Origin of the sequence: Pseudomonas sp. 39004, assembly GCF_028682155.1 — a bacterium.
GTDB lineage: Bacteria > Pseudomonadota > Gammaproteobacteria > Pseudomonadales > Pseudomonadaceae > Aquipseudomonas > Aquipseudomonas capeferrum.
Genome location: NZ_JANIAG010000159.1, coordinates 1 through 13,108, shown reverse-complemented (window position 1 = coordinate 13,108; position 13,108 = coordinate 1). Strand labels below are relative to the sequence as shown.

Sequence of the window (13,108 nt, the reverse complement as noted above, 5' to 3'; positions counted from 1 at the left end):
CCAGTTGATCGCAATGCAGCAGTGTTTCGTTCAGGTTCTCGACGCCTTGCTGGTTGAGCGCGTTGATCTGGGTAATGTCCAGGTTGAGGCTCTCGACCACGGCGGTCTGTTCTTCGGTGGCAGTGGCCACCGACTGGTTCATGCCATCGATCTCACCGATACGCTGGGTCACGCTGGCCAGGCGCACGCCGGCCTGGTTGGCCACCTGCACGGTCTGCTCGCTGGAGACCTGGCTGGTGTTCATGGTATGCACCGCCTCGCGTGAACCCACCTGCAGGCTGGTGATCATGCGGTGGATTTCTTCGGCCGATTCCTGGGTGCGGTGCGCCAGGTTGCGTACCTCGTCGGCGACCACGGCAAAGCCACGGCCGGCCTCACCGGCACGGGCCGCCTCAATGGCAGCGTTGAGCGCCAGCAAGTTGGTCTGCTGCGAGATGCCCTTGATCACATCGAGGATCTTGCCGATTTCATCAGTGCTGGCATTGAGCGTTTCGATCTGCGCGCAGGACTCGCTGATGCGCTGCGACAGGGCGGTCATGGCACTGATCGCTTCCTCGACCACTTCGCGGCCGCCATGGGCCTGCTCGCTGGCACCGCTGGCATGCTGCGAGGCGTCGGCCGCGTTGCGGGCGATCTCCTGGGTGGCGGCGCCCAGCTCGTTGATCGCCGCTGCCACGCTGTTGGTGCGCATGCTTTGTTCTTCGGAGCCGGTGATCGAAGCGTTGGAGGCATTGACGACCTTTTCCGACAGGTCATGCACCAGGCGGGTGGCCGAGGACACTTCGCTGATCGAGGCATGGATGCGTTCGACGAAGCGGTTGAACGAGGTGGCCAGTTCGCCGAACTCGTCCTTGTTCTGCACGGCCAGGCGGCGGGTCAGGTCGCCTTCGCCTTCGGCGATGTCGCGCATGGCACGGCCCATGGTGGTCAGCGGTTGCATCAGCACCGGGATCAACAAGCCCAACAGGCCGGCGATGGCCGCTACGGCGATGAGCATGGCGATGATTGCCGACGTGCGGAACTGGTCAAGGGCGGCGTAGGCCTTGTCCTTGTCGATCGACAGGCCGATGTACCACTGTGCGGAAGGCAGGCCGGAAACGGGCGCGAAGGAGATGAGGCGTTCCTGGCCGTTGAGGGTGACATCCTGCATGCCCGACGCGACGCGCAGGCCACTGCCAGGGTAGATGTCTTTGAGGTTTTTCATCACCTGGTCTTTATCGGGGCTGACGATTACCTGGCCATTGCTGTCGGCAAGGAAGGCGTGGCCGATGCCGCCGAAGTCGACCGAGTTGATGATCTCTACCAGGGTGTCGAGGGTGACGTCACCGCCTACCACGCCGATCAGCTCGCCATTGGCCTTGCTTTTCACAGGGGTGGCAATGGTCACCACCAGGCCGCCGACGGCGCCTTGGTACGGCGGGGTCAACACGGTTTGCCCGGCGCTCGCCGCGGTGCTGTACCACGGGCGCTGGCGGGGGTCGTAACCGGCGGGCATCTGCGCGTCGGGGCGCTGGGTGAATGCGCCGTTGGCCTGGCCCAGGTAGGTGAACAGGAAATTGCGCGTGTAAGAAGGCTGCTCGATAAACCCGGCCAGGGTGTCACCGGCACCTTGCTGGCCAATGTCCTGGGCCAGGTTTTCCAGCACCAGGATGCGCCCGCTCATCCAGTTCTGCACGCTGCTGGCGGTTAGCTCACCGGATTGCTGCACCGAAGACTCGATGTTCTGGCGAATGGTATTGCGTTGCAGGTAGTCGTTGTAGAGCGTGAACAGGGCAAAAGCCAGGACCACGACGCCGCAGGCGCTGAGCAGGATCTTGTGGCGAAATTTCAGGTTCATGTTTCGAGACCTTGGGCCAATGAGGGGAGGGCGTAGCGCGCTCATGACGCGCTGCGCCCTGTCGATTGGCTATCGGCTTGCGGGGTAAAAAATTGAAACACTTGGCGAAATTTCTTTAGGCCGTTTCGACGAACGGCGTTCAACGCATGGACAGCTGCTCAATCAACAAGCGCGCCGCCTGCTGCAGCGGCTGCTGCTTGCGCCACAAAATGTGCACGGGCAACTGCAACTCGTTGCGGGTATTGCGAAAGCCCAGCCGCACCAGGCGCCCGGTCGCCAACAGGGGAGCGATGCGCGAGAGTGGCAGGTCCCCCCAGCCGAGGCCAGCCTCGACCATCTGCAGGGCGACATCGAAGCTGTCGGTGGACCAGTGCGTGGCACCAATCAGGGCGCGCGGGTCGGTCAGCGGCAGGTCGCGGCTGCGCACCAGGATCTGGCGCACGTTGATCAGGTCTTCGAGGTAGTGAACGCGGTCTTCGAGCACGGCCGGGTGCGCGGGTGACAGAGTTGCCACCAGCGATTCCATGCCGATGTGCTGAAAGCCGCGGCGGGCATCCACCTGCAGGCCGGCGAAGGCCACGCAGAGGTCGGCGCGGCCACTGTCGAGCAGGTGCAGGGCGTCTTCCTGCGGGGCGCTGAGCAGGGCGATGTCGAGCAGCGGGTAGCGTTCACCAAGCTGGGCGATGGCGGCCAGCAGCGGGCGATGGTCGATGTCCGGGACCACGGCGATGGTCAGGCTGCTCTCAAGCCCTTGGGACAGCTCCAGGGCATGTACTTGCAACAGCCCGAGCTGTTCGGCGATCAGCCTGGCATGGGGCTCCAGGGCCAAGGCTTGGGCGGTTGCGCGGACTTCGCGCGGGCCGCGTTCAAACAGGCTGTAGCCGAGCTCTGCCTCCAGGTTGCCGATGGCCATGCTTACCGCCGAGGGCACGCGGTGCAACGCGCGCGCGGCCGCAGAGAACGAGCCGCGATCGAGCACGGCGAGAAACAGCTGGATGTTGTCGCTGGAAAAGTTCATGGCAGCCTCCTGTCAGTTGATCTGACAGCTACTGACTTTTACTGTCAAGAAGATTGAAGCATTCTCCCGCCCCATCGTTGTTAGTCAAATAGAGGTAAAACGGGGTGCAGGGCGTTAAACGCAAATTGGTCTACGTGACGTTTTATGAATTGATCGGGCTGTGCATGTCGACCCTCGGGCTGGCGTATCTGTCAGAAACTGAGGCGTCCCACACCGGGCCACTGGCCGTGATGATCACCACCATCGCCATGCTCTGGAACCTGATCTACAACACGCTGTTCGAGCGCTGGGAGAGCCGCCAGGCCAAGCGCGGGCGCAGCGTGGGGCGGCGTGTGGCACATGCCATCGGGTTTCAGCTGACCTTGGTGGTGTACTTGATTCCGCTGATTGCCTGGTGGCTGGGCATGAGCCTGGTGGAGGCGTTTGTGGTGGACTTGGCATTCATCATTCTGGTGCCGTGCTACACCTTTGCCTACAACTGGGCGTTCGACCGTATTTTCGGCTTGCCCCGCTCGGCGCTGGCCACTGCCTGAGGCCGGTACCGCTAACCGCTACGGCGGCAGGCGTATCAACAGTGGCGTCTGCTTCTGTTCTGCCTGCGGCTCCACAGGCTCCACCGGCCGCGGCGCGCTGGCCAGCAGGCTGTCCTCGACCTGCCCCGACAGGTAATAGACGCCGGCCATCGCCCCGCTCTGGCGGTTTTCCATCAGCTCCTGCCATTCCTGGTTCAGCGCGACATTGAGGATCACCCGCAACTGCTCGACCATCTGCGGTTGCTCACGGTCGTGGGTGATCATGCCGTAGCCTGCCGCCGCCACCGAGATCATCGCCCCGGCCACCTTGCCCACCGCCGAAGCCACGGCGCTGGCAATGCCGCGCGGGGCCAGGGTGGCACCGAGTTTCTCGCTGGCCCGCGTGGCCACCGATGACAGCCCCACGTCGGTCTGCCCAGGCCCTTTGCTGGCTTGCTCGTGCAGATGCTGGCGCATGGCTTGCCAGGCCGGTTGCTGGTCCAGCGACTTGGCGCGCAGCAGTTGATAGAGGCTGGCGTTGCGCGCATCGGGTGGGCCCAGGGCGATGGCGGGTATGCGATTGAGGCGTTGGCTGAGTTGCTCGGGCGGCGCGTTGTAGCGGGCGATGATGGCCGGCAGTTGCTGGCCGAGCAACTGCACATACAGCTCACAGGCACGGTCGCGGATGCCCTCGGGGTTGATCTGCTCGGCCACCGGCTCGATCACCCGCTCGTGGTACTGCTCCTGAAGGTACAGCGCCAGGCGTTTTTGCGCAGGCTCGCGGCCTTCGCCGCTGTCGAGCTTGTACCAGGCCACCTTGAGGGTCAGCCATTGCTGGGTCCAGTAACCGGTGAACCATGGGATGAACTCGCTTTCGGTACGTTGCTGTACCTGTTCCTTCCACACCCGCATGGAGCGCCGGGCATAATCGTTGGCCGAACCTGCAGCGCCCACCGAGGCATCGATCAGGTCCTGATCGATGCGCTGCCACGTGGCAGGGGTCAGCACCGCGGCGGGTGGCGGGGCAGGCGGGCGCTTGCCTGCGCAGCCGCCGAGGGCCAACAGCAGGCAAAGCAGCAGTAACGGCATACGCGAGCTCACGCGGCCGCCTCCCTGGGTAGAGGCTGGGGTGGTTTCTCGAGTATAGGGCGGCCGCGAAAAAACCTCAGCCCAGGTCGAGTTTGTCTTGCAGCCGGTCCAGGTGCTCATGCATCAATGCCAGCGCTGCCGCCGCATCCCCGGCTTCCACCGCATCGATGATCGCCGCATGCTCTTCCCAGGCGCAGTGGTCGCAGCAAGGTGATTCGTAGCGGGCAATGATCAGCGAGGTCATCGGCACCAAGCCGTTGAGGAACCGCGCCAGTGGCGCGTTGGCGGCGACCTGCGCGAGCTTCAGGTGAAACTCGCCGCCCAGGCGGATGGCCGCGCAGCGCTCACCACTTTCATGGTGCTGGCGCTCGCGCTCGACCAACAGGCGCAGCTGGCGGATCTGAGCCGGCCGCGCGCGCTGCGCAGCCAGGGTGATCAAGGTGGTTTCAGCCAGGCGCCTGGCACTGAGCACCTGGCGCGCCTGGTCTGGGTCGGGGGCGGCCAGGTGGGCAGTGTGGCTGGGGCGCTGGACCACCACCTGCTGGTCCGACAGGCGGCCGAGCACCCGACGGATCACCGTGCGGCTTACCCCAAAGGCATGCCCCAGGGCTTGCTCGGGCAGCAGGGCGCCGGGTGGCAGGCGCTGTTCGAGGATCGCGTCGAACAGCCTTGGGTAGATCTGGTCGGCCGACAGGCGAGTTTCGCCAGCGGCGAGCAGGGCAGGCAGGTGGGGGGCGGCGTGGGCGCTGGCGGTCATGGTCGCTCTCCTGGGGTCAAGGGCGTGGATGTTCGTCCGGGATGTTCAGCTGGATGCCCATGCGCTGGCCTTCGGCAAGGATGTGCTGACGCATCTGGGCACTGGCCTCGGCGCTGTTGCGTTCGCGGATGGCGCGCACCACGGCATTGCTTTCCTTCAGCCGCGCGGCCAGGTGCTCGGGCGAATTGCGCAGCATGTCGGCGCTTTGCTTGAGGGCATTGCTGGTCTGTTGCACCACGCTCTGGAAGATCGGGTTGGTGGTCAGGGCGAACAGCGCCTCATGCAGCGCGATGTAGGCTTTGACCCCGGCTTCGCTGTCATCGGCGTCCAGCGCTTCGCGCATGTCCATCAGCGTCAGGCGCAATTGGCCGATGTCGTGGCTGTTGGCCGACTGCGCCACCAGGCCGACGATGAAGGGTTCGAGGGTGTAGCGCAGCTCCAGCACATCGGCCAGGCTGGCCGACGCGCTGGTGTCGAGGCCCGGCTCCGGCAGGGCGGCGTCGGCATCCAGTACCAGCACGCCTTTACCCGGTAGGGCGCGCACCAGGCCCAGGGTTTCCAGTACGGTGACGGCCTCGCGCAGGCTGGGGCGGCTGATACCCAGCTGTTCGGCCAGTTCGCGCTGGCCCGGCAGCATGTCGCCAGAGCGCCATTGGCCGCGGGCCAGGGCCTGGCGCAGTTTTTCCACCACTGAGGTGACGACGGTTGATGAGCTGATCACGGTTCGCTCCTGGAAGGGCCGGCGTCCAACGCCGGCCTTGTTCGATCAGAATTCCTGTTGATGGGCGTTGGGCTGCTTGCGGGGTGTGTGGGCAAAACCAGGTTTGCCAGCGAGCACGTTCTGCGCGCGTTCCAGGTCGATGTCCTTTTCCCAGCGCGCGATGGCCACGGTGGCCACGCAGTTGCCGATCAGGTTGGTCAGTGCCCGTCCGATCCCCATGAACCAGTCCACGGCCAGCACCAGCACCAGGCCTACTACCGGGATGGCCGGCACAGCGGTCAGGGTGGCGGCGAGGATCACCAACGCCGAGCCTGGGATGCCATGAGCACCCTTGGAAGTCACCAGCGATACCAGCAGGATGGTCAGCAGGTCGGTCATCTCCAGTGGTGTGCCGGTGGCATTGGCGATGAACACGATGGCCAGGGTCAGGTAGATGGAGAAGCCGTCGAGGTTGAACGAGTATCCGGTCGGGATGACCAGGCCGACGGTGGAGCTGCCAATGCCCAGGTGCTCGAGCTTGCGCATGATCTGTGGCAGCACGGCGTCGGAAGAGGCGGTACCGAGGACGATGGTCAGTTCTTCGCGCAGGTATTTGATCAGGGGCAGCAGTTTCAGGCCCGACACGCGCATGACGGTGCCCAGCACGACCAGCACGAAGCCGGCGCAGGTCAGGTAGAACAACGCGACCAAGCCACCCAGGTGTTGCAGCGATTCCAGGCCATATTTGCTGGTGGTGAAGGCGATGGCGCCGAACACACCGATTGGCGCCAGGCGCACGATCATGCCCATGATTCGGAAGATCACGTGGCTGAGCTCGTTGATCAGCCGCGAAATACCCGCCGCCGAGTCGCCCACCAGGTTCAGCGCGCTGCCGAACAGCACCGAGAACAGCAGCACCTGCAGGATGTTGTTGTCAGCGAAGGCACCCACCACCGAGGTCGGGATCAGGTCCATGAAGAACGCAGTGGCACCGTGGATGTGCTGGCCGCGCTCGGCCAGGCCGTTGGCATCGGCGCTGGACAACTGGTCCAGGTGAATGTTGGCGCCGCTGCCGATGCCGCTGCTGAAGGCGAATACCAGGCCGATCACCAAGGCGATGGTGGTCAGCACTTCGAAGTAGATGACCGACTTCAGGCCGATTCGCCCGACCTTCTTGAGGTCGCCCGCACCGGAAATACCACTGACCACGACACAGAACACGATCAGGCCGATGAGCATCTTGATCAGCTTGATGAAGCCGTCGCCGAGGGGTTTGAGTTGCAGGGAGAGGTCGGGGAAGCTGAGGCCGCAGGCAATGCCGAGGGCAAGGCCCAGCACAACTTGCAGGAAGATCGAACGCGAGCACCATTTGAGCATGGGAGTGATCTCTGATCGGTGTCCTTGCTTCGATGCCGCGAGGGTCAAAGAGCGCAGGACTTAATTATTGTGGTCTTACCGGTTTGTTCAGCGCGAGGCCATAAAAGCGCGAAAAATCCTACATTGCAAGGGATTTTGGCCTTACCGGTCTGACCAGTTGTGGTGCAATCGGCCCTGCCAGGCTCTAATTCGGTGCGTTGCCATTTGGTCGGGGCTGCACAGTTCGCCCAAAGAAAGGGAAGAATCAGATCAGGGCTTGGCCAATACCTGGTCCACTGCTGCAATCAGCTTGCCAAGGTCTTTGGGAGGGGCGTTGTGGATGACACCGAACAGGTAGGCGCGCTGCTCCGCTTCGTCGTCCGGCTCGGCGAAGAAGTCCTTGGGTTTGACGCCCAGCACGCCGGCGAACGCCATGAGTGCATCAACGCTGGGGGTATAGGTGCCGGTCTCGAAACGGCTGATAGTCTTGGGGTCGAAGCCGGTTCGCTCGGCGAATTGTGCCTGGGTCAGACCCGCCAGCTTGCGGTAGCGACGCAGGGCAAACCCCAGAGCTGATCTCGTCATCACTTAATTCCCATTTAGAATCAAGAACTTAACGATATCTATCCACATGGCGCAACGCCATGATCGATCACCTTTGTTGGATTTATGTGATGGATTTCGTAGAATTCGCTACTTGACCGGACAGTCATCATCGAGTCTCCAGTGTCATTCGGCCTCATGCCGGTGTGGCTGGAAGCACATGTGCACATTTGAGCGGATCGATGCGGATCGGTTCCGATGGCCGTCGATGGGCAGAGTGCCGGTTCGTCAGTGAATGGAGTCTCATCGTGCGCCTCAATCTCCCGGTAACCCCGGTCGAGCAACGTTTCCCCTCGGGTCAGCGGCTTATTTCCGCCACCGACACCACCAGCCTGATTACCTACTGCAACCCAGAGTTTGCCGCCATCAGCGGCTACAGCGAGGCCGAATTGATCGGCAGCCCGCATAACCTGGTGCGCCACCCGGACATGCCCGCAGCGGTGTATGCCTTGATGTGGCGTCACCTGAAAGCCGGCAAAAGCTGGATGGGTATCGTCAAGAACCGCTGCCGCAACGGTGACTACTACTGGGTCAATGCCTATGTCACGCCGATCCTTGAAGGGGGTCGGGTCATTGGCTACGAGTCGGTGCGGGTCTGCCCGACCCGCGAGCAGGTGCGCCGTGCCGAGGCTTTGTATGCGCGCTTGCGCCAAGGCCAGGCACCGCTGTCGAACGCCCGCCGCCTGGCGCTGCTGGCCCAGGCCTTGGCGTTGCCACTGCTGGGCGGGGTATTGGCGGTGGGCGCCAACCAGCTCTTGCCGGGCTGGCCAGGGCAGGGCGTGACCCTGGCCTTGTTCGCCGCCTACGGCCTGTGGATGCGCAACGACCTGGGCCGCCAGCTGCGGCGGGTGATCCAGGGCGCCGAAGGGACCTTCGCCGACCCGACCGCCGCCTTGACCTACAGCGACTTGCCCGGTGCGGCCGGGCAGCTGCAACTGATCCTGATCGGTGAAGAAGCCCGCCTGAAGACCGCGTTGACCCGCCTCAGCGATCTCGCCACGCAGATGGCGGTGGCCGCCCACGATGCCGGGCGGTTGTCGCGCGGCACCGAAACGGCGCTGCTGGAACAGCGCGCCGAAACCGACCTGAGCGCAACCGCCATGACCCAGATGACTGCATCGATCGGTGAGGTGGTCAACCACGTGCAGCTCACCGCAGCCGAGGCGCAAACCGCGCACCTGCTGGCCGAGCAGGGCAGCCGCGTGGCCGACGCCAGCGGCACGGCGATCCGCGCCTTGGCCGGCACGGTGGACCAGATCAACCAGGCGGTCACCCACCTGGCCGGTCAGACCGGTGCTATTGCCGAGGCTGCCGGGATGATCCGTGGCATTGCTGAACAGACCAACCTGCTGGCCCTCAATGCCGCCATCGAGGCCGCCCGTGCCGGCGAGCAGGGCCGCGGCTTTGCCGTGGTCGCCGACGAAGTAAGGGCGTTGGCCGACAAGACCCGGCAGTCGACGTTGCATATCCAGGCCATCATCGACGGCCTGCGCAGCGGCGCCGAGGACGCCGTGGCCATTGCCAGCCAAGGTATCCAGGGTGCCGAACAGGGCGTAGCCCAGGTGCAGGAGGCCCAGCAGGCGCTGCACGGTATTCGTGCAGCGGTGCAGCGTATCAGTGACATGAGCCAGCAGATGGCCACGGCCTCGCAGCAGCAGTCTGCCGTGGCCGAAGAGGTGTCGCGGCAGATCAACGGTGTGGCGGGTATTGCCCAGCACAGCGCCCACAGTGCCAACGCCGCTGCCTCGCGCGGTGCCGAGCTGGAAGAGGTGTGCGCCGGATTGCGTGCCCTCGTGGAGCGCTTCAACCGCTAGGGCAGGATGCTTATGGACGATAACTACCGCGCGGCCGTGGACGCGGCCGCGATCTTTTCCGAAACCGACCTGCGTGGCTGCATCACCTATGTCAACCAGCAGTTTTGCAGCATCTCGGGTTACAGCCGGGACGAACTGCTGGGCGCCAACCATCGCATTTTGAACTCCGGCCTGCATGAGCCGGAGTTCTTCGAGGGCATGTGGCGGGCACTGGCCGCCGGCAAGGTGTGGAAGGGCGAGATCTGCAACCGTGCCAAGGACGGTTCGCTGTACTGGGTGGACAGCACCATGGTGCCGCTGGTCGACCCCACGACTGGGAAGGTACGCAAGTATGTGTCGATACGTTTTGATGTCACCGAGAAGCGCCAGCTGCTGCATACCCTGCAGTGGCGGGTGGGCCACGATGTGCTGACGGGCCTGCCCAACCGCGCCTTCTTGTCCGACTTGCTCAACCAGGCGTTGGCTTATTCGCGTCGCGAAGACATACCGCTGGCCGTGTGCATGCTCGACCTGGATGGCTTCAAAGCGGTCAACGATGGTTATGGGCATGCCACGGGCGACCTGTTACTGGTCGAAGTGGCGCAGCGGCTGAAAGGTATCTTGCGCGGGGGGGATGCAGTCGCCCGGTTATCGGGTGACGAGTTCGTGCTGATCCTGCGCAATGTCGGTGACGACCGTCAGCTGGATGCGGCCCTGCGCCGTGTCTTGCGCGCGCTGTCGACGCCGTATGTGGTACGTGAGCACAACCTTTCGCTAAGCGCCAGTATCGGCGTCACGCTCTACCCGCTCGACGATGAGGACGCCGATACGCTGGTGCGCCACGCTGACCAGGCCATGTACGTGGCCAAGCAGCGGGGGCGCAATCGCTATCACCTGTTCGATGTGTCACAGGAGCAGGAGCTCAAGGCGACCCACCAGACTGTGGCGCGGGTACGTCGGGCACTGCGCAACAGTGAGCTGTGCCTGTACTACCAGCCCAAGGTCAATTTGCGCAGCGGCCAGGTGCTGGGGTTCGAGGGTCTGTTGCGTTGGCAAAGGCCGGGTCGTGGCCTGGTGCCTCCCGGTGAGTTCCTGCCCTGGGTGGAGCAGACCGACTTGATCATCGAGATTGGCGAATGGGTGATCGACCAGGCGTTGAGCCAGCTGCAGGCCTGGCAACGGTTGGGGCAGCCTTGGTCGCTGAGTGTCAACATCGCGGCGCGGCATCTGCAGCGCAATGATTTCGTCGAGCGCCTGGAGCAGTTGCTGGCAGCGCATCCGGGGGTTGACCCGACGCGGCTGGACCTGGAAATCGTCGAGTCGGTGGCCATCGACAACCTGCAGCATGTCAGCCGCTGCCTGGATGCTTGCCGGGCCCTGGGCGTGCGCTTTTCGCTGGACGATTTCGGCACCGGTTATTCGTCGCTCAGCTACCTCAAACGCTTGCCCACCCAAACCATCAAGATCGACAAGTCATTCGTGCGCGACATCCTTCATGACCAGGACGACCTGGCCCTGACCGGCGCGGTGATCGGGCTGGCGCGGGCGTTTGGCCGCGAGGTGATTGCCGAAGGCCTGGAGAGTGTCGAGCACGGCCGGGTGTTGATGGCGCTGGGCTGCGAGCTGGCGCAGGGCTATTGCATTGCCCGGCCGATGCCGGCGAGCGAGGTGGTGGCGTGGGCGCAAGGCTATCGGCAGCCCGAGGCCTGGCGCGGCGGTTGATGGTTGAGAGGCCGATACAGGCTTACAGGTGGGAAGGTTCCAGCCCCTGTTCGCGCAGGCGTTTGTACAGGGTGGTGCGGCTGATGCCCAGCACGCGCGCCAGCGCAGAAATGTTGCCGTCGCAGGTGATCAACAGGTGGGCCAGGTCAGTGGCGGGCGTTTGCGTCGCTGCGACTTGCGGGCTTGGCGTGAATGCGCTGGCCTGGGCAAGGAAGCACGCTGAAAAGTGCTCGATGCCGATTGGCTGCGTGCCGGCCAGGGCCAGGGCTACCTGCAGTACGCTGTTGAGTTGGCGCAGGTTGCCCGGCCAGGGATGGTGCAACAACAGTTCAAGGGTGTTGGATGGTAATTGCCGTGGTTGCCCGGGGGCGAGATGCCGGGCGTGCACCTGCTCGATCAGCGCGCGCCGATCACTGCGTTCGCGCAAGGCCGGCAAGCTCAGGGTCAGCCCGGCTACCCGGTAATAAAGGTCTTCGCGAAATCGACCGGTACGCACGGCGTCGGCCAGGTCGCGATTGCTCGCCGACACCACTCGGATGTCTACAGTTACCGGCTCACCGCTGCCCAGGGGCTGAATGCTGCGTGATTGCAGCACGCGCAGCAGTCGGGCCTGGGTCGGCAGTGGCATGTCGCCGATTTCGTCGAGAAACAGAATGCCGTGATCGGCCTTGCGGATCAGCCCAGGGTTGCCTTTGTGATGAGCGCCGGTGAAGGCGCCTTTGTCATAGCCGAACAGCTCCGACTCGACCAGCTCGGCGGGGATTGCCGCGCAGTTGACGGCGATCAGCGGCTGCCCGGCGCGGCTGCTGGCGCGGTGCAGGGCCTCGACGAAGACCTCCTTGCCCACTCCGGTTTCACCCTGGATCAATACTGGGATGTCCTTTTCCAGTAGCAGGCTGGCTTGGTCCAAGGCTTTGCCCAGGCGCGGGTCACCGTGACCGGGTGACGTGGGTGTGGGGCCGTGGTGGGGCGGTTGCCATTGGCAGTGGAAACGGTGGCGGCCTGCCGCCTGCAGGGCAAACGGCTGTCGCTGGGGCTGGGCCAGCAACTGCTGCAAGGGGGTTTGGAACAATTGTTCGAGGTTCTGCCGCAGCGGGTTGCCGCCGAGCAGGCTGTCGGCCCGGTGATTGGCCGCGAGCACCTGGCCGCGCTCATCGAATACCAGCAAGCCCGCCCAGGGGCTGTCGAGGTTGTCGGAGGCGCTGTTGAACAGCAGCTGGGCGTGATGGTCGCCATGTTGTGCGAGGATCAAGCGGTTCTCCAGGCTCTGGCCCATCATGCGTACCAGGCCGAGGGTCTGGCTGGCGGGCAGGTAGCCGTCGCTGGCCACATCAAGTGCACCGACCAACTGCCGTTCGGCATCGAAGACGGGTGCTGCGGCGCTGCACAGGTAGCGGTTCTGCTGCAGGAAGTGTTCATCCTGGCCAACGTGGATCGCTTCGGCGCAGACCAGCGCAGTGCCCAGGGCATTGGTGCCCACGCCCCGTTCGAGCCAATGGGCGCCTGCGCTGAAACCATGGCGTTGACGCGGGTCGACGAAGCGTTGCGAACCCCAGGTGTCGAGCAGGCAACCACTGGCGTCAGCGAGCATCACCAGGTAGCTGGCGTTGCCCAGCAGGTGCGCATAGTGCGGCAGCACTTCGTCACGGGTCAGCCGCAACAGCGCGTGGTGCCGCTCCAGCAGGCTGTTCAGTTCGGTTGCGGTCAGGCAATCGAAGTCG

The 13,108-nt window shown here is 64.1% G+C and carries 11 protein-coding genes and 1 pseudogene; 4 read left to right on the top strand and 8 right to left on the bottom strand.

Features of this window, described 5'->3' with window-relative positions; all coding sequences use genetic code 11:
- Positions 1-1,837: methyl-accepting chemotaxis protein McpA (gene mcpA, locus NP534_RS21710; protein ID WP_274100061.1), on the bottom strand; the 1,837-nt coding region annotated here is incomplete at its 3' end.
- Positions 1,838-1,976: 139 nt separating this feature from the next.
- The gene (locus NP534_RS21705) at positions 1,977-2,855 is read right to left on the bottom strand and encodes a LysR family transcriptional regulator (protein ID WP_274100060.1); all 879 of its coding nucleotides are present in this window, start codon (positions 2,853-2,855) and stop codon (positions 1,977-1,979) included.
- A 104-nt stretch (positions 2,856-2,959) separates the two neighbouring features.
- On the opposite strand from NP534_RS21705, the gene NP534_RS21700 reads away from it, so the two are divergent.
- Entirely contained in the window at positions 2,960-3,388 is a 429-nt protein-coding gene (locus NP534_RS21700; RefSeq protein ID WP_274100059.1) for a PACE efflux transporter, read from the top strand.
- Positions 3,389-3,406: 18 nt separating this feature from the next.
- Here the strand turns inward: NP534_RS21700 and NP534_RS21695 are convergent, their stop codons facing one another.
- The 5 genes from NP534_RS21695 to NP534_RS21675 all read right to left on the bottom strand — a co-directional run bounded on the left by NP534_RS21695 (position 3,407) and on the right by NP534_RS21675 (position 7,854).
- Positions 3,407-4,456, bottom strand: a complete 1,050-nt coding sequence (locus NP534_RS21695; RefSeq protein WP_434519687.1) for a hypothetical protein — start codon at positions 4,454-4,456, stop codon at positions 3,407-3,409.
- 76 nt (positions 4,457-4,532) lie between these two features.
- Positions 4,533-5,213: a GntR family transcriptional regulator gene (locus tag NP534_RS21690; RefSeq protein ID WP_274100057.1), complete on the bottom strand. Its 681-nt coding sequence runs from the start codon at positions 5,211-5,213 to the stop codon at positions 4,533-4,535.
- A gap of 16 nt (positions 5,214-5,229) precedes the next feature.
- Positions 5,230-5,934, bottom strand: coding sequence for a FadR/GntR family transcriptional regulator (locus NP534_RS21685; RefSeq protein WP_274100056.1), 705 nt, complete (start codon positions 5,932-5,934; stop codon positions 5,230-5,232).
- 45 nt (positions 5,935-5,979) lie between these two features.
- Positions 5,980-7,290 (bottom strand): C4-dicarboxylate transporter DctA, encoded by a 1,311-nt coding sequence (locus NP534_RS21680; RefSeq protein WP_033699127.1) that lies wholly within the window; start codon positions 7,288-7,290, stop codon positions 5,980-5,982.
- Between the two features lie 249 nt (positions 7,291-7,539).
- Positions 7,540-7,854: a helix-turn-helix domain-containing protein gene (locus tag NP534_RS21675; protein WP_274100055.1), complete on the bottom strand. Its 315-nt coding sequence runs from the start codon at positions 7,852-7,854 to the stop codon at positions 7,540-7,542.
- 200 nt (positions 7,855-8,054) lie between these two features.
- Here NP534_RS21675 and NP534_RS26885 point away from each other — a divergent pair.
- From NP534_RS26885 to NP534_RS21665, 3 genes and pseudogenes are all read left to right on the top strand, one after another.
- Positions 8,055-8,450, top strand: a pseudogene (locus tag NP534_RS26885) (PAS domain-containing protein); the annotation flags it as partial.
- A 237-nt stretch (positions 8,451-8,687) separates the two neighbouring features.
- Positions 8,688-9,686, top strand: coding sequence for a methyl-accepting chemotaxis protein (locus NP534_RS26880; RefSeq protein WP_443201091.1), 999 nt, complete (start codon positions 8,688-8,690; stop codon positions 9,684-9,686).
- A 12-nt stretch (positions 9,687-9,698) separates the two neighbouring features.
- Positions 9,699-11,387, top strand: coding sequence for a putative bifunctional diguanylate cyclase/phosphodiesterase (locus NP534_RS21665; RefSeq protein ID WP_274100053.1), 1,689 nt, complete (start codon positions 9,699-9,701; stop codon positions 11,385-11,387).
- A 22-nt stretch (positions 11,388-11,409) separates the two neighbouring features.
- Here the strand turns inward: NP534_RS21665 and NP534_RS21660 are convergent.
- On the bottom strand, positions 11,410-13,108 hold a 1,699-nt coding region (locus NP534_RS21660; RefSeq protein WP_274100052.1), incomplete at its 5' end, for a sigma-54-dependent Fis family transcriptional regulator.